Raw genomic sequence first — 18,498 nt, forward strand, 5'->3', positions numbered from 1 at the left:
TTCGACCTCTCACACCACCGTGCGTACCGTTCGGTACACGGCGGTTCAATCAACTTAACAAGTAACACACCTTTCGATGTAATAGTCCAACATTGAGATTAGTCCAAACTGGGCTAATCTCTCATTATTTATTGCTTGGCTTATATCTGAACTTCGACATACTCTTGCAAATCCCTTTGCATAAGAGGTTCGTCTTGCCGCCCATTTAGGTATTCCCAGTTTTATTAGATTCTTTGCTCTATTCTTTGGTGTTTTCCAGTGTTTCCATATGCACATGCGAAGCCTATATCTAATAGTTCCATCAAAATTCTTGCATAGTTTCTTCATACTACCGATTTTGAAGTAATTTATCCAACCTCGAATCAACTGATTTAGCTTCTCTATTTTGTGCTTATTGTTAACTCCCCAACTTCGGCAAGTAAATTTCTTCATTTTTGCCTTGAACTTTGCAACTGAACTAGCGTGTGGTTTAGCTTTATACTGTTTGGCAAATGTGTCATAGTAAAATCCAAATCCCAGATACTTTATTCCTTTTGGTTTATCCACCTTGCTCTTGCTAACATTTACCTTCAATCCAAGCTTCTCTTCTATGAACTTTGAAATGCTTTTCATTACTCTGCTAGCTGCCAGTTCGCTTCCGACCATAATAATACAGTCGTCTGCATATCTGACAAAATCCAATCCTCTTGATTCCATTTCCTTATCCAGTTCATTTAACATGATGTTTGCTAAAAGTGGTGAAATATTTCCACCTTGAGGTGTTCCTACAATAGAATCCTCGTATTCATCATCTATAATCACTCCGCTAACTAAGAACTTTCGAACTATCGAGATAACATCTCCATCTTTGATTGTTCTTCCTATTATTGTCATCAGCTTGTCATGATTTACTGTGTCAAAGAACTTTTCCAGGTCAATGTCCACTATCCAACTGTGCCCATCGTTCATCATTTCCAGCGCTGTAAGCACCGCCTGCTGGGCACAACGACTCGGTCTGAATCCGTAGCTGTGGTCATGAAACTGTTCCTCGAATATCGGAGTGAGTACCTGTGCTACTGCTTGTTGAACAAATCTGTCCGTTACTGTTGGTACTCCCAGTTTCCTGACTCCTCCTTCTGGTTTTGGTATCTCTACACGCCTTACTGGTTGCGGTTTATACTTTCGTGTCCGCAATTGTTCTTTAATTGTTTCGCCATTCTTCAAAAGGTATTCACCAAGTTCTGTGTACTCCATTCCGTCCACACCCTCTGCTCCTTTGTTTCGTATGACTTGCAGATACGCCTTATTGAGATTATCTTTGGCTAATATCTGCTCCATTAGACTATTTGTGTCCATGCGTTGTTTCCTTTCTGTCCCGTTCGTTTCCACCATCTTTGACGTCATCGACAGATGTTGTGTTTACTACAAGTCGGAACCTACTTCAACTGATTGATTGTTCGTCCCTTTGCTCCGTTTCCATTACAGAAACTTCCTCGCTACTACGGACTATGCTGACTTCTCACAGTTCGTTGTTACTCGGCAAATGATACCGCTGTGAGACCTCCCCGATTAAGGTGCGAGCTCTTTCCTCTCATCTATCCGCCACATTTACTCCTACTTCCAGCAACTTTTGGACTTCATCTTCTTTTGCAAACTTATCCGTATTTCAGAGCCTTATATGTGATTTCTGTCCGTCGGACCAAGAGTTTGCCTACAACTTCCTTCAGATTCCACCTCACGGTGGACACCCTTGTTGTTCAGCTATGTGCTTCCACGTTGCCTAGGCGCACTTGGGACTTTCACCCATTAGAGCCCGCCCATGGCGGGCAAACAAAAAGACATATAACCGGTTGTTATCAGGTTATATGTCCTATTGCTTTAACTATTTTTTATTCCAGTCATGTAACAGTTTATTGCCCTTTTCGCATATCTCATAGATTTGATCTTTTGTTTCTTCGATCAGGGGGGTAACTTTTTCTACCCGTTCTCTTTTGACTTTCTTATAAATGAAATAAGGCAATATCCAGCCCGCAAAAGCAGGTACTGCAAGAAAAGTACATAATACAACTCTTGGCGGATCGGCTGTTACGGCAAATACGGAACCTGCCATAAAAGCTGTTCCGATAAACGCTACAATCAATGCATACATGGTTGCCTTGGAGGTTATTGAATTTTCCAGCTGGTCAATATCCTTCATACAAAATTCAAAGTTTCGCTGCAGCCTGGTTAGTTCCATCTTGTTCATTATTTTACGGTCCCTTTTTAACCGCAGAACAACATTCGAATGGCGATTCGGGGGCCTCCCGGTAAGTGTATGTGTTACATTCTTATCCACCATCCAGCCAAAATTTTCATATATATCAATGAGAAAAGAAACCTTTTCTGCATTTGTTATAACTTCCTTATATTCATAACCTATAAAGGCATGGTTGCTTTTTAAAATCTCGGTCATAGGTAGATATCCTCCTGTAAGCTTTCATCTTCCCCATTATCTGAAAGAAACACCGGCAAGGTAACCGTAAAGGTGGTTCCTTTACCTGGGATACTGCTAACCTTGATGGTGCCTTCATGCAATTGCAGCACGCGTAAGGTTAATGCAAGACCCAGACCATTTCCTTCCTTGGAGTGGGATGTATCCCCCTGGTAGAATTTATCAAATATATGTTTCATGCTGTCTTCATCCATACCACATCCGGTATCCGTTACTGTTACAATAATGCTGTCCTCTGTTGAGCTCTGCTTCAAGGTAACTGTACCTCCCTGCTCCGTAAATTTAATGGCATTGGATAAAAGATTATTCCATACTAGTTCCAGCAGTGTTTCATCAGCACGGATAATCGCCCGGTCTTCCAAGTCCGCATCAAATTCAATGTTCTTCTGTTCCCATACATCAACAAATTGTATCACACAATCACTTAATTGTCTGCATATATCATATTCAAAGACCTCTGGTTTTATCTTTTGATTTTCAAGCTTATTAAGCTTTAAGATATTTGTAATCAGATTGGACAAACGTTTTGAAGCTTCTTCTATTGATTTGGCATACTCTAACCGCTGTTCCTCCGAAACTGATTCTTTCTGCAGGAATTCCGAATAATTCTGTATAACAGCGATTGGTGTCTTTATCTCATGGGAAACATTTGAGATAAAATCCGTTTTCAGAGTCTCGATACTTCCAAGTTCTTCTACCATTTTGTTAAAATCAAGAAACATATAATCCAGATAATCCATCTTATCTGCTGTATGCAACGGTGGTACATATACTGAAAAATCCCCGTTTGCCACCTGATTGGTCGCTTTGGCAAAAGCCTTCATGGGTTTCTCATAACGGTAGTTGATCTGCCTCAGGGTCAGATAGGTAAAGACCGATGCACAAAGAAACCAAAAACCAATTACTAGCACCATATGAATAGCTGCAATATTCTGATAATCCAGGTACTCTCCCAAAATAAAGAACTGTGCCGTTGTTATTAAATAGAAAAATAACAATGTCGGAAAAAATATAAATAAGACATTCAAAAAATTCCTTCTTTTACGAGCAGGTCTGCTTTCCTGGTTCATGACAACACCGCCTTGTAACCAATCCCCCGGACTGTCACAATTTTAAACCCATCACAAACTGAGAACTTATCCCTTAGTTTGGTTACATAAACGTCCACTGCCCTAAGGCTTGTATCTGTATCGATTCCCCAAAATTCATCCATTAGCTGTGCTCTGGAAAAGGTCTTCTTTGGATAGGACAGCAGCTTATATAAAATATTGAATTCTCTGGTGGTAACTGTAATCTCTTCCTCTCCAATGGTTGCTGTTACAGCATCTGCATCCAAGGTCAGATTTCCGATGGTTAATTTTCTTTCCATTTCAATATTAGCCCTGCGAAGGAGCGCTCTTAATCGCAGCAACAGCTCGTCCAGTACAATAGGCTTGACCATGTAGTCATCTATTCCAAGCTGAAATCCCTTTTGTTTAGAAGGAAGATCATCTTTGGCAGACATAAATAATATAGGTATCGTTCGGTTAACCTGACGTACAGTTCTTGCGAACTCAAACCCGTCTATTTCCGGCATCATAATATCCGACACTATTAGTTCATATAAATTATTATACATTTCTTCATAGGCTGCGTTGGCATTCAAGCAGCCTTTTGCCTGAAAACCACTGTCGTTAAGGTACGTACAGACAATTCTGTTTAATTCTGCATCATCTTCTACTACCAATATATTAATCATTTTTATCCTCCCTATTATATGTTAAGCTTTATTTTTAAGCATTTTCACTCTGCATATCATATATATACCAATGACAGCAGCTGCTGTACCCATTAGAATTCCTATTATGCCATTAGCCTTCGAGATTTCTACAGGATCTGCTTCATTATCTGTAAAAGATAATAAAGCGGTCTGTGTTAATACCAATGCTATCAGTGAAGCAGATAGATTTATCATTTTAATTGCATGAATGAGCAAAGTATTATTGTGCCTGGTTACAATAACACCTCTTATGTTCAATCCAATTTCTGTAAAAGTAACAGCCGTGATTCCCAAAGCGGCAATCATGTGGTAAGAGCCTGTCATCGGGCTATAAAATAACCGAATAGAATAAAGAATATAAAGAAGACTTGAAAATAGAAGTACCGTGCCGGAACAAAGATAATATTGATATTCTTTACTTTTGTCACTGGCTTTTCTGATTCCGGTTAAGGCAATACTTTTTGCACCAATCATACCAATTGAATAAAACGCATTTGCACAGGCGAAAAAAGACAGCGATAATATTCCCATAATCAGCTTACCTGTCACAATAAAAATACTGACGGTTATGGCTGCACCGGTTATATGCAGGGAACGGCTTATTTTGCTTCCGTACTGTGTTTTGAAGAAAATACTTGTCTCTTTGGCATATTGAATTATATTTATTTTCCTTTTATCCTTCATGGTACGCTCCGCATATATAATATCATAAAAAAGAGGCAATTGCCTTATACTTTATTGTACTGAGAAATACCTTATCTGATTATTCAGAGTTTCTGCGTAATCCTTTAATTGTGAGGCAGTAACGGCAATCTCACCTATATTTTGATTCAGACCGGTAACAGATGCTTGGGTCTTATTGGTAGAATAGACACTTTCCTCGGATATCATCCGCAAGGCTTCAATCGCTTCTGTAATCTTGTCTTTTGCCGCATCACAGATTTGAGTTTGCGTTCTGATTTCCAGAATTTCTTGTAGGTTTACTCCAATTCCATCGTTCACTTTCCTAAAATGTCCCTGGGTCTCAATCAGTTTTACTTTCTGTTTATCAACATCTGTGAGAACCTCATTCATAATATCTAACATTTTACCTGATTCTGTTGACAGGTCTCGTATGATAGTATCGATTTCTTTTGCAGAGGCACTTGATTGATTTGCCAAAAGACTGATTTCTTCAGCAACTACAGAAAATCCTTTGCCATGCTCTCCTGCCCTGGCTGCTTCTATGCTGGCATTTAAGGCAAGCAGAACCGTCTGTTTAGCTATGGAGGTTATCATCTGGATGACATCGTTGATTCGCACAGAAGCGTTATAGGTTAAATGTACTTGCTGGTTAATCCTCTCAATTGCATTATTGGTTCTTTGATTGGATTTATCAAGATCCTCCATGATTTCGCTGGATTTATTGCCATCCTCCTTCATTTTTGCTGAGGTTTCTTCCAGATGCTCCACACTGCTCACGACATTACTTATCATAAGCCCAATTCTTTCAATATGCTCAGAGGCTTCTTTCATATCCATATTTTGATCTTTAGCATCCTTAGAAATCCTTTCTACTGCTGTCTCAATTTGACCGGTTACTGAATTGGCTTCTACCACCATTCTTTCCATAACCTCCTCGGAGCTTAACAGCTTATGGGATACTTCCTGGATATCAGTCATAGTGCCCTTTAATTTATCTCTTAAACCAACCAGGGATTCAGCCATAGAGCCAATCTCATCCCCGCGTTTTCTTATTCTTTCATCTATATCAAAATCCAGTCTGCCTTCAGCTGCCTGCATAATACACTCCTCCGCAACACGGATAGGTTTCACGATACTATGCGCAACATAGAGTAACTGAACAATTCCTATCAGGAGCACCAGGGCAATGATATTTGATATCAGCATAGGGTCAACTCCCCTGAGAGATAATATGGAAATGGATGTAGACATCATTACTAGCGGGCATAGGCCTGTTGCAATTATTTGACTTCTGATACTTTTTTCTACCCTTTTGACCTTTTTTCTATACTGCTGCTTTCCTGTTTTCATTTATGAAAAGCTCCTTTCTCTCTGGTTCAGTAATTAATTGTTCGACAAGTTTAATCCATGGATATTTGTATTTTGTTTATGAATTGTTTCTAAATTGTTAATGTATATATTTCAAATAACTTAAGATCCAATAGTTTTTATAGCTTTCAGGCAAATAAAAAAAGAGAGTCTTAGCACTCTCTAATTTTATATCTAATATAATAGTTCTTTATAATTAATATCAACCTGCTAAATTTCGTATACAAAAGGCATCTCATCCAGATCATAAGGCGTCACCTGATATACGTAATAGTTTAACCAATTCGTATACAAAGCATTGGCATGAGATCTCCAGGTGAGCTCCGGTCTTACATAAGTCAGCCCATCTGTGTAATAATTTTCCGGTAAATCAATATCCAGACCTTTATCGACATCTCTCTTGTACTCCTTATCAAGAGTAGTCCGGTCGTATTCAGGGTGGCCGGTTACAAACACCTGCCTTCCGTCCTTCGCAATAACAATAAACACTCCGGCTTCCTTGGATTCTGCCAATACAGTTAGTTCCGGCTTCTTTTGTATCTCTTCCTTAGAGACTGTTGTATATCTGGAATGTGGTGCATAAAATACATCATCAAAGCCTCTAATTAAAGGTATCTTACGATTTAAGACATGATGCTTATAGACACCGAAAAGCTTTTCCTCCAATGAAATCTTTGGTATCCCATAATGATAATAGAGACCAGCCTGGGCTCCCCAACAGATGTGAAAGGTAGAGGTCACATTTGTCTTTGACCATTCCATAATAGTCTTAAGCTCCTCCCAATAAGTAACCTCCTCAAATTCCATCTGCTCAACCGGTGCTCCTGTTATAATCAGGCCATCAAATTTCAGATGCTTGATATCATCAAAAGTAAGGTAGAATTGATCCAGATGACTGGATGCTGTATTTTTACCAACATAAGTTCCTGTTGATAAAAAAGTGATATCCACCTGAAGAGGTGTGTTGGACAGACTTCTTAGAATTTGAACCTCAGTATCTTCCTTTAAAGGCATGAGATTCAATATTGCTATACGTAAAGGACGAATATCCTGATGAACAGCTCTTCCTTCATCCATAATAAATATATTTTCATCTTGCAGCACTTTTTTAGCCGGCAGTTCACTCTGTACCTTAATTGGCATGTTATCACCTACTCCTCTTTCTTTTTTGCTCCGTTACAGTTCAATTTTGGTTGACTATAAGCAGTTTGGTCCTGCTATATTAAAACATTATTTTTCTATATATTAACTCAGATTTATATTCCTTGCTGCGCCTGCTAATGGACACAAAAAAAGCTCCCCTCCTCTACTTATAATTTTCAAGGACGACAGCATATGCTTCGTGTTACCACCTTAATTTATCTATATCTCACAATATAGACCTTAGCGAGTACGGAAAACCTTCGATACTCTGGTGCTGTAATGGGCACTCCCATCGTAGCCTATACAAATACTGTAGTCGGTACGCGGCTCCAAGACCATTTTGGGCAATGTATTCTGTGCTTATTCTCACCATATAAAGCTCTCTGTAACATTTTCCATTGCTTACTTTTCTTTTCTCAGCCTTTATTATTTTAACTTAATATACTATATTATCGCTATAAAGTCAATATTCTAAATTATATCAAGTGTAACACTAAATTTATATCATGTGCATTATATCAATATCATTTACACAGTTATATATTTAAGATTTCATTTAGTGTCTTAAATTTATTATATAAATATTTTTTTATACAATGTACTATTTAATACATGGAAATAATCATATTTACTCATATTCCATATATTAAGTTGGCTTTTATATCTACTCTACAACTCTTTGGGCTCTTCTTTCAGACCTTCTTCGGACTCTTCTATCAGTTCTTCAATTGCTTCTTCATTTGCTCCTTCAACAGGTATTTCTGTCATTCTTTCCTTCGGTGCCCCTACTCTTAACAAAGCTTTCCTGGTAGATAACATAAAACCTTCCAGGCATAAGAGTAATCCGGTAGCTATTAATATTCCTTCCAGGGCAATTGTATCTGCCAAAGGGCCGAATATCAGCATACTAAGAGGCATTAAAGCACTGCTGATCATACCGAAGACACCAAAGACTCTTCCCAGGTATTCCTCCTCAACATTAACCTGCAGCATTACAGTAGATACCGTATTAAAGAAAGGCATTACGAAACCAAACACACCCATCAGGAACAGATATATCCAGAAAATATTTACAAATCCAAAAGCAAAGGTACATATACCCATTACCACACTGGCTAAGGTCATTGTATATATTTTATTCTTAAATCCCTCCCATTGAGTCATTAATATTCCACCTGCCATCATCCCAATAGAGAAGGTGATCTCGATCCCCGTAAGCCTCCATACTTCCTCACCGAAATTTCTGGCAACCTGTAAAGGAGTTAAAAAGGCAACAGGAGCTGCCAGGAACATAAAAAATCCGCTGAACACAAAGAATTCCCTTACAAATTCATGTTTTCTGACATATTTAAGCCCCATAAGCATGTCTTCTTTATAAGAGACATTTTGTAAATCCCTGACCCCTTTCTTATAAGGTACCTTTAAGAATAACAGTAATATTGTAACTGCAAGTGCAGCTGTGATTACATCAATAAAGAAAATAGGAGTAATTCCGGCTTCATTTAGCAAAGCTCCGCTTAACATAGGAGAGATCAGCATTATCATTGACTGAATGGTTCCATTTGTGGCATTTACCTTCTGCAGCTTATCCTCCGGTACTAACTGAGGCAGATAAGCGTTGATTGCCGGTGTCTGAATACCTGACCCCACCGCTCTGATAGCAGATACTAAAAATATCATCCAAAAGGCATCATATCCCATCAAAAATACAATAGCCAGTATCAGGGTGGATACAGCTATAAGACTGTCAGAAAGCATAATAAGCATTTTTCGGTTATAACGGTCGGCCCATACTCCGGTAAAGGGCGAGAGAAAAAAAGTGGGAAGAAAACCGCAAATAATTGATATGGTCATCATTATTCCGGATTTAGTATTTAGCGTAATGTACCAGGTTATCGCATATTGTACCAGAGAAGATCCAAATAGGGATAACGTCTGACTAGCCAAAAATATTGATACATTTCTTTTCCAGGTATTTTCCATTAATTGTCCTTGCAGAAGCATTCCTTTCTATTATTATTTAAATGCTGCGTTTAGTCTATTGGCTAAGTTTGCTTCAATTAATTGAATACTTTAGACTAAAACAGGATTATCATCAGAATCGTTTAAACATCACGGCGTTTGACATCTTTAGTTCAATACCTTTAGCTCGAAATATCTTTATGTTTAAACACAAAAACAGTTAGATTTCTAATGTATAGCTTCGATATAATTAATTATGTAGTAACAGAATACACAAGGAACATATGTTTTGTCAATAAAAAAATACAAAACCAGCACATCACTTTGAAGTGTCACCAGTTTTGTATTATTTAATCTTCTATATCTCTACTTATTATATTACAATCTAGGTATTACTTTAGTATTCTATTAATGCTAAGGTTAGGTGAACATACTCCTACTCTACCATCTTCAATAAATCTGCTTCCGTTATAACCGGTATTTCAAGCTCTTTCGCTTTTTTATTCTTGGAAGAATTTGAAAGGTTATCATTATTAATCAGATAATCCGTCTTAGCGGTTACTGACCCTGTAACTTTAGCTCCCCGTTCCTCCAGAAAATCCTTTAATGCATTACGATTTTCAAACTGTTCCAGTGAGCCCGTTATAACAAAGGTCTTACCTGTGAAGACAGAAATTGTATTTTCCGTTTCCTGAGTTTCAAAGGTTATTTCTTTTAATATATCCTCTATCATATGGGTATTGCTTTCTTTTCTCATAAACTCTACGAAAGCGGTAGCAATTACTCCGCCAACTCCGTTTATTTCAGTAAGCCTTTCAGTATCAGCAGCCTTTATAGCCGCAAAGTCAAACTGGTACTCACGACATATAAGCTTGGCAGTTGAAAGCCCGATTCCCGGTATTCCAAGACTGTACAGGAATCTTGGAACTGTTGTATTTCTGGCTTTATCAATGGAGGTTAACAGGTTCTGATAGGATTTCAATCCAAAGCCTTCCATTTCCGTTATAATGTCTTTGTGCTGCTCCAAATGGAAAAGGTCGGCAACCTCATGAATGATACCGATATTTAAGAACTTCTCAATAGTTGCTTCTGAAAGCCCTTCAATATTCATGGCATCCCGGCTTACGAAATGTGTGAGTGATTTTATCTTTTTGGCTAAGCAATCCTCATTGCTGCAAAAAAGTACCTTTACATCATTTTCTTCCCTGATTCTGGTTTCTTCCCCGCATACCGGACATTTATCCGGTACTGTCACGTTACCGCTCTGGGTTACATTCTCTGCCACCTGGGGGATTATCATATTAGCTTTATATACTTTTATGGTGTCACCAAGTCCAAGCTTAAGACCTTCCATAATACTAATGTTATGGAGACTTGCCCGGCTTACGGTTGTTCCCTCCAGTTCTACCGGATCAAATACTGCAATTGGGTTAATCAGTCCAGTTCTTGATGCACTCCATTCTATTTCCCGAAGAATAGTCTCTCTGATCTCGTCTCTCCATTTAAATGCAATGGAGTCCCTGGGAAATTTAGAGGTAGCACCTAAGGAATTTCCATATGCTATATCGTCAAAAGTCAATACCAGCCCATCAGAAGGAACATCCATCGTGGGAATCTGTGCTGCAAACCAGGCTACTGTTTCCTCAAGATTCTCAGCTGTTACCACTTTACTCTCAACAACATCAAATCCCAGGCTTTGCAGCCATTGCATCTGTTTTTCCCTGGAATTCTCATATAGGTTAATATTATCTGCCTTTACCAGGGAAAAGCCATAATAACGAACATTACGTTTGGCAGTTATCTCATTATTTAATTGTCTGACACTGCCGCTGCACAGGTTTCTGGGATTTTTATATTTTGCTTCCGTTTCCGGTATTTGCGCATTTACTTTCTCAAAATCGGAATAACGTATAACTGCCTCACCTCTTAATACCAATTCCCCTGTGTATGGAATGGAGTGGGGTAAATTCTTAAAAACTTTGGCATTATTGGTGACAACTTCTCCAATCTCACCGTTTCCCCTGGTAACTGCCTGAAAAAGCTTACCTTCTCTGTAGGTAAGCACAATGGTCAGGCCATCCATTTTCCATGACAACAAACCCTTCTGATTTCCAAGCCAATCCTTTAAGGTATCCGTTTCTTTGGTCTTGTCAAGGGAAAGCATCTGGGATTCATGCCTCATCTTAGGCAGCTCGCTTAACACCTCATACCCTACTTTGATTGTCGGGCTGTTTGATAGTACTGTCTGAGTTTCCTGTTCCAGCTCAAGCAACTCATTATAAAGCTTATCATATTCAAAATTACTCATGATTTCGCGGTCTTCCTGCTCATATACCCTTCCGGCTTCGTTAAGCAGGACAACCAATTCCTTTTGCCTGTCCAGTTTTTCTTTCATACTCATATACATGCCCTTCCGACTACATTTAGATTTTAGAAATTAATATTGGCACTCGATATATGATGATTAATTATTAGCGCCTTGAAGTTATAACTTCATCTTCGACCTGATGATCTGTTTTTTCGTTCCGTAGCTTTTTCGTAGTGATTCCTTGCTACAGTCTTTGGATATGAATACTCTGATGCATTACTCTTCTGTCCTTTAGACTTATTAGAACCAGATTGTTTCGTTGATTTACCGTTTATAGAAGTGGAAGAAAATGAGTTTTTAGAAGGGTTACTGTTATTATCCCTTTCTTTAAAGTTATCCTTCCGATAAACTTTTTTGCCATCACCTTTTTTCCCACTCTTGTGGTTTACATTGTAGTCCTTCTTATCATCAGTATTGAAATCCTTATGAGGCTCTTTACTAAATTCTTTCTTATAATCTTTTCTGTATTCCTTTTTATATTCTTTCTTATCTGCTTTTATATAATCTTTGTTTTCTTCTTTTTTGTAATTTTTATTGTCTTCTTTTCTGTAATTTTTATTGTCTGAAGCTTTGTAAACTTTATTGTCTTCTTTTCTAAATCCCTTACTGTCTTTCAGTTTATCTGCTTTCTTATAGTCCCTGTCTACAGCTTTATTATATTCTGTTTTATTACTTGCTTTATTACTCGTTTTATTACCTGTTTTATAATCTTTTTTATTTACATATTTTGAATCTTTTCTGGTATCGTGTTTAATTACTTTTCCGTCAACGTTATTTCGTTCATTTCTGGCTTCTTTGACACTATCGTAATTTGACTCAGCTGTATTAACAGAATCCCTGATAGCTTCTGTAAGACCAGTAATTTCTTTTTCTGTTATATTGCGGTATCCACCTGTTTGGAGGTGTCCTAAATGAATATTCATAACACGGGTTCTCTTCAGTGTCTGAACTCTAAAGTCTAAATATTCACACATGCGTCTTATCTGGCGGTTTAATCCCTGGGTTAAAATAATCTGAAAAGTATATTTATCCAGTGCTTTAATGGTGCAAGGTCTGGTTACCGTATCCAGGATCGGTACTCCTTCTGCCATTTGCTTTAAAAAATCTGCAGTCAAAGGTTTATCAACTGTTACTACGTACTCTTTTTCGTGATTATTACCGCCTCGAAGAATTTTATTTACTATGCTTCCGTCATTCGTAAGTAACAGCAGCCCCTCTGAGTCCTTATCCAATCTTCCGATGGGATATATTCTTTTATCAAATTTCAGAAAATCTATGACATTATCTTTTTCACGCCTGTCAGTTGTGCATACAATTCCTCTTGGTTTATTCAAAGCAATCAGAACTAATTTTTCTTCTCTTTTAACAGGTTTCCCTTTAAGCAATATTGTTTGATCTTTCGTTATCTTCATGCCTAGCTCGGCCTTAACTCCATCCACCGTTACATGACCTTCTTCTATAAGCCTGTCCGCTTCACGTCTTGAACAGGCTCCTGTGTCACTTAGGAACCGATTTAACCTGATACTATCTGTGCTATCGGAATAATCTTCTGTCTGCAGTAATTTTTTTGTTCTTTTTGCCATTGTGGCTCCTAACTAATCTTATATTATTTATTTGTAATTGCTGGATTTCTTCCATTATTATGATGGAAAATATGCTAATTTATTATATCAGTACATGGAAAAAAGTACAAGCACATAAAAATAACAGCGAAGCCATAAATGTCTTACATTTATACAATCTTCACTGTTATTAATCACTATAATTATTTTTGAAAATTTAGTCTTTATAAGTATAAAAATCTTTGATGAAAAATAATTTTCTCTTTCAATATTCAGCATCTAATATACTACATAAATATACCTGAATGAATTAAAATAAGTACATTATTTATTCATTAGAGGATACATTCTTAGCTGAATCTTCAAGTTTAGTATAAAAGGCTGCTAAGGATTCATCTTTTTTACGAACTTTCTCAAATTTTGTGTCAACAGAATTAATCATTTCTGCTACATCCTGTGCTTCTCTTAAGGTCTTTAAATATTCGGTAGTTTCAGCACTGTTCTTGCTTAGGTTTATATACAATTTACCGTCTTCACCGGTCTTAACATAATATTCAATCATTCCAGGTGCTGCAGTATCAATGCCAGAGAATTTCAGATCATAATAAACATATACTGCATATGAACCTTCCTCAGGTCCTGTCTTGATATAAGATTCAATATTTTCATATTTATCAATATACTTTGCTTTTCTGTTGATATCTTTGATATCTATTAAGTCAGTATTATCTACCAGATTCTTAAAATCTTCTACTTTTCCGCCTAATTTAGCATTCAGATATTTTTTGATTAATGTATTAAGCTCTTTGTTAGTGCTTTTCTCAAGAGGATTATTAGCCACAAATAGTACATCAGACTCTGCCTCAGAATCTTCTGTTACAGTAGGGGTAGGTGAAAGGTCTTCACCGGGAAGCAGTGAAGCTGCGGAAACTGCTGCTTTCGCTGATACATCTGCAGAAGAGCTGTCTGCAATATCAGCGGCTTCTAACTTATCTGCCGATAGACTTTCTACCTTATTTTCTACTCCGGTAGATTTATCCTGTTCCTGTCTTGTTATCGAAAATGTTATCATTCCAATCCCCATTGTACATACAGTTACCATGGCTATTATCTTTTTATATCGAAGTTTCATTATAATCTCCTTTAAAGTGAACCAATCAATAGTACTAATTAACTAAGTACCATAATAGCAGACATTTAAGAAAATTGCAATACTTTAATTTTATCTTTTGTAACATATTTAATAATTACGTAACATTTGATGGTGTAATTTGGCATTTTCTCAATTTTTCAAAAAATTTAAAAAATTGCTTGCCCTTATACAATATTTATTGTAAAATATGGTTATGCATCTATAGCTCAGTGGATAGAGCAGAAGCTTCCGAAGCTTCGTGTCGGGGGTTCGAGTCCCTTTAGGTGCATTTTTTGTTGTCTTTTTTAGAGAGGAACAAATGCTTGAAAGTACTGATTTTACTGGATTTGTTTGATTTTTTTCTTATATTTGAAGAAGCGTCATTTTTCATTTAGATTCGCTTAGATTCATTAAAAACCGTTTGTTTTGTAATCATTTTGTAATCAGATTACATTATATCCAATCCCTCTAAAGCCTTGGCTTTCTGCTCTTTTATGATATGAATATATTTATTATAAGTAAGATTTATATTGCTATGACCCAATATTTCTGATACCACTTTAATATCTGCTTTCCCCTTTGATAACAGTAATGACCCCATAGTATGTCTTAATGCATGAATGCCATGATGCTTATAATGTTCACCCATACCGTTCAATAATATCCTATCAAGTGTCCTTTGCAGATTCCTTTCATTAACCATCTCACCTTTATCATTTGATACAACATAATTAGTTGATATGCCGTAATATTTATTGTATTCGCGTATTTGATTAAGAGCATTTAGAGCAGTCTTGTTTATAGGAATATACCTATCACTATTTACAGTCTTCGTATCAGTTATGATAGTCAGAGTCTTATTAGATGATTCATCCGTAACTGATCTGTTTTTTATGATACTAGCACTCCGACTGACATGTATAACATTTTTATCTAAATCAATATCAGACCATTGTAGAGCTAGAGCTTCACCACAACGAATTCCTGTATTTAATATAAGAACAAATACTGGAGCATGTTTATGCTTATGGGACTTTTTATCAGTTATATGATCTGCCGATTTTCTAATAATATCTATCTCTGTATCAGTTAAAATATCAATGGTTTTAGTTTTAACAACCATAGAACTTTGTCTTGGAAGTGATATAGCGTCACACGGATTTTTATTCAGATCTCCTACTAAAACCGCATGTTTAAAACAAGGTCTTAATAGTTCTATAATTTTCTTAACACTGGAATATGATAATGTTTTACTTTTTTCATTTATCAACTTCTGAGTATCATTTGACGTAAGATTTCCCATCTGATAAATTCCAATAGTATTTTTAATATAATTATTAAGCACACTCTCCATTCTATCATATGAAGCAGGTTTTAAAGAGTTTTGTTTGTAATTGATCAGCCACCTTTCTATGTATTGAGATACGGTCATTTTAATTGCTTCATTAATACCCTGAGCCATTACTTTCTTATATTCCCTTAATTTCTTTCTAACCTCTGGCTCTGTCTTACCATATAAAGCTTTAACTTTGGGTTTACCATCATGAGTTTTACCTATTTGAATTCTGGCAACCCATCTACCATCTTTTTGCTGTGTTATGCAGCCGTCACCATGACCACGTTTTTTAGCATTTTCATTATCCATATTATTATCACTCCTATTTGTGATTACAATATTGAATTAATGACTTTAGGTTTAAATATATAATATCCTAAAATCGTATTCTGTACAATATTATAATGAGATTTCCTTACCAGCATTTCTATTAAACCAATCTTGCATCTGTTCAGAAGTTGTAAACCATTGCTTTCCTATCTTTGTTACGGGGAGCACGTTACTATTTAGTATCTGAGACATTTTCGTATTCCCGAATCCGAACATTTCTTGTAAATCCTTACTATTCAAAATTTTAAACTCCTTCTCCACATGAATCCTTTCTATAGAAAAAAGGATTTAACAAGCTTAACTTGCTAAATCCCAGTAATTAGTTATCGGATGAACAAGACAGAATCATCCTTTCATTCTTAAAATTTTGCATCAAAAAAAGCACCCATATAATAAAAAATGAGTGCTTAATATAAATTACATAATATGATTCTAAACGAATTCCTTTTGTTTGGAATAATAAGTCTTTTCTGATTCCTTTTCTAAATCATCTTTATCTGCTTGAGACATCCATTTGCTTTTTTGTGATATAAAAAAGTTATACCATCTATTAAAGACTAATTCAATTTCATTATCTTCAGAAAAAATTAATGGAGTACACTTTTCATAAAATATATCTACCTTTATCTTTTTATAACCTATTTCAGAAGTTACAGTCCTACTAGACCAATTGGATGTGTGTATTATTTTGGATATCCTTTTAAAATAACAGGAACTATTCCCTTTATCAATATCAAAACCTATGTTATACATGATTTTAGACATTCTATTATATAGTGCCTCGAATGTATTGTTATTAATATCGATGTGAACATTAATTAAGTCGCTGCTTGAAAATTTATATTTTGATGATACTAAACAATGTCGTCCTACACTCTGCATAAAATCTTTATTCTTAATTTTGAAGTAGAGAGGTTTCCTGTACTTTTGATCTTCAACATAAAATAATAAAGAATCACCATCTACCTTTACTATACTTATCGACTCATTATTTAAATGCTTTTTAAATTCAGATAAAAATCTAGCTACATATTGATTATAATATGCATATGCTAAAGTTTCTTCGTCAAACAAACTATTGTTAGTAGCAACTTCTTCCCATACTTGAGGATGATTGATTAATAACCATTCAGACATATCCTTTTTGCAAATTAATTTTTTACTTTTATTTTGTTGATAAAATAGCTTAGCTTCATTCCATAACTTATTGTATTGGATTATTAATTCTTTGTATCTTCTTTTTACATCATCAATAACTCCACCATTTTTTATGTAGTTCCTTTTAATAGTAAACAGGTCTTTTATAGTATTAGATATTGAATTATGTAAATCTAAAGGTAACATTATAGCGAAGTTTTTAAAATCTTTTTCTGAGTTAATTATGAAATCTGGATCATCAATTTCTATATCTCCAAATTCTATTCTTCGTTTATCTTCGTGATATTTATTGGTCAAATCAATCCGCTTCTTATGAATGTTACTAGATATTTCTATATTGGGGAATTTTTTAACACATTCACAGCCAACATGTAATTCATTACCATTAATTCTATTACGTATATAATGCACCCAGATGTTTTTACGATTACATAATTGGCATCTCATTTCTTTTTCAGTAAATAAACCGTAATCATAGGAATACCATTCTTGAACTATATTGTCAATCAACATTTTTTTATTCGAAGTTAGCACGGATATAGCTTTAGAATCAAGTATATTATTTCTTTTGAATTCAGCTTGTGTCAGAACTTCCATTTCAAATAAAGTATCATATAAATTTCCATAAAGCGTTGTGTCTTTTGGCGTTTCACTGTTTTTTATTAATACCATTTCTTCTTTACTAATAATAGTTTTATTTGATATTTTCTTTAGCTGAGCCAATACTAACCCCTTTCTATAATCACAAACGTCTGTTCTTGTATATGGTATCATATGGAAATTAGATTGTCAACTAAATATTGATATATAAAAATAGTAAATTGAATTTCCAATACTACATATTGTGTTTTCGATAATATTTATGAGTTTTTTGAATCAAAAAAGCACCCTCCGAGTAGAAAAGTGCTTGCTATATAAATTGACATTAATTCATTAATTTTTTTAGTAAGCTTTTAATAGTAAAGCTATGCAGCATTCTATTTGATATAGCAGTAATATTTCGTTCTTCAAGTTCTTTTTTTCTTTGCATCTCTTCAAACATTTCATATTCTCTAACAGAGGAACGTATCATTTCAGATACACTTTCTTCGTCAAACCTGAACTTGCTATAGTCCATATAAAAATCTTCATAATATGAATTCAAATAATCCATTAAAGTATTATCATCGTCGCTTTTAGTAGCATATCTAATATTTTTTTTGGTAATTTTTAATTTCATTTAAGCC

General features: G+C 35.7%; 14 protein-coding genes, 1 tRNA gene and 1 other annotated feature. Of the genes, 1 reads left to right on the forward strand and 14 read right to left on the reverse strand.

The annotated features are described in order from the left end of the window. Nucleotides 1-54: 54 nt before the first annotated feature. From ltrA to BR73_RS27550, 11 genes are all read right to left on the reverse strand, one after another. On the reverse strand, nt 55-1,335 hold the full coding sequence (gene ltrA / locus BR73_RS0117190; RefSeq protein WP_035297454.1) for a group II intron reverse transcriptase/maturase: 1,281 nt from the start codon (nt 1,333-1,335) through the stop codon (nt 55-57). Nucleotides 1,336-1,861: 526 nt separating this feature from the next. Continuing rightward, nucleotides 1,862-2,431 carry a hypothetical protein gene (locus BR73_RS0117195; protein WP_033166548.1) on the reverse strand — a complete coding sequence of 190 codons (570 nt, stop codon included), beginning with the start codon at nt 2,429-2,431 and terminating at the stop codon, nt 1,862-1,864. Further along, a complete protein-coding gene (locus BR73_RS0117200) occupies nt 2,428-3,498 on the reverse strand; it encodes a HAMP domain-containing sensor histidine kinase (protein WP_242860696.1) in 1,071 nt (356 codons plus the stop codon). The genes BR73_RS0117195 and BR73_RS0117200 overlap by 4 nt, the downstream gene beginning before the upstream one ends. A gap of 38 nt (nt 3,499-3,536) precedes the next feature. Next, nucleotides 3,537-4,208, reverse strand: coding sequence for a response regulator transcription factor (locus tag BR73_RS0117205; RefSeq protein ID WP_033166549.1), 672 nt, complete (start codon nt 4,206-4,208; stop codon nt 3,537-3,539). A 21-nt stretch (nt 4,209-4,229) separates the two neighbouring features. Beyond that, nucleotides 4,230-4,913, reverse strand: a complete 684-nt coding sequence (locus BR73_RS0117210) for a hypothetical protein (RefSeq protein ID WP_033166550.1) — start codon at nt 4,911-4,913, stop codon at nt 4,230-4,232. Between the two features lie 51 nt (nt 4,914-4,964). After that, a complete protein-coding gene (locus BR73_RS0117215) occupies nt 4,965-6,263 on the reverse strand; it encodes a HAMP domain-containing methyl-accepting chemotaxis protein (protein ID WP_033166551.1) in 1,299 nt (432 codons plus the stop codon). 228 nt (nt 6,264-6,491) lie between these two features. Further along, a complete protein-coding gene (gene metA / locus BR73_RS0117220) occupies nt 6,492-7,424 on the reverse strand; it encodes a homoserine O-succinyltransferase (protein ID WP_033166552.1) in 933 nt (310 codons plus the stop codon). Nucleotides 7,425-7,599: 175 nt separating this feature from the next. Further along, nucleotides 7,600-7,851 (reverse strand) — a binding site (T-box leader). Nucleotides 7,852-8,093: 242 nt separating this feature from the next. Next, a complete protein-coding gene (locus BR73_RS0117225) occupies nt 8,094-9,407 on the reverse strand; it encodes an MFS transporter (protein WP_081848786.1) in 1,314 nt (437 codons plus the stop codon). Between the two features lie 415 nt (nt 9,408-9,822). Then, a complete protein-coding gene (gene ligA / locus BR73_RS0117230; RefSeq protein ID WP_033167565.1) occupies nt 9,823-11,781 on the reverse strand; it encodes an NAD-dependent DNA ligase LigA in 1,959 nt (652 codons plus the stop codon). A gap of 98 nt (nt 11,782-11,879) precedes the next feature. After that, nucleotides 11,880-13,337 carry a pseudouridine synthase gene (locus BR73_RS29810; protein WP_081848698.1) on the reverse strand — a complete coding sequence of 486 codons (1,458 nt, stop codon included), beginning with the start codon at nt 13,335-13,337 and terminating at the stop codon, nt 11,880-11,882. Nucleotides 13,338-13,644: 307 nt separating this feature from the next. Next, nucleotides 13,645-14,448 (reverse strand): hypothetical protein, encoded by an 804-nt coding sequence (locus BR73_RS27550; protein WP_051685274.1) that lies wholly within the window; start codon nt 14,446-14,448, stop codon nt 13,645-13,647. A 216-nt stretch (nt 14,449-14,664) separates the two neighbouring features. Here BR73_RS27550 and BR73_RS0117245 point away from each other — a divergent pair. Then, nucleotides 14,665-14,737 (forward strand) — tRNA-Arg (locus tag BR73_RS0117245). A 159-nt stretch (nt 14,738-14,896) separates the two neighbouring features. Here the strand turns inward: BR73_RS0117245 and BR73_RS0117250 are convergent. From BR73_RS0117250 to BR73_RS0117265, 3 genes are all read right to left on the reverse strand, one after another. Next, nucleotides 14,897-16,093, reverse strand: a complete 1,197-nt coding sequence (locus tag BR73_RS0117250; protein WP_051685275.1) for a site-specific integrase — start codon at nt 16,091-16,093, stop codon at nt 14,897-14,899. Between the two features lie 453 nt (nt 16,094-16,546). Further along, a complete protein-coding gene (locus BR73_RS0117260; RefSeq protein ID WP_033166554.1) occupies nt 16,547-17,995 on the reverse strand; it encodes a hypothetical protein in 1,449 nt (482 codons plus the stop codon). A gap of 202 nt (nt 17,996-18,197) precedes the next feature. Beyond that, nucleotides 18,198-18,491, reverse strand: a complete 294-nt coding sequence (locus BR73_RS0117265) for a hypothetical protein (RefSeq protein ID WP_033166555.1) — start codon at nt 18,489-18,491, stop codon at nt 18,198-18,200. Nucleotides 18,492-18,498 lie beyond the last annotated feature (7 nt).

This window comes from Clostridium sp. KNHs205, assembly GCF_000702945.1.
In the GTDB taxonomy this organism is placed as follows: domain Bacteria; phylum Bacillota; class Clostridia; order Lachnospirales; family Lachnospiraceae; genus Anaerocolumna.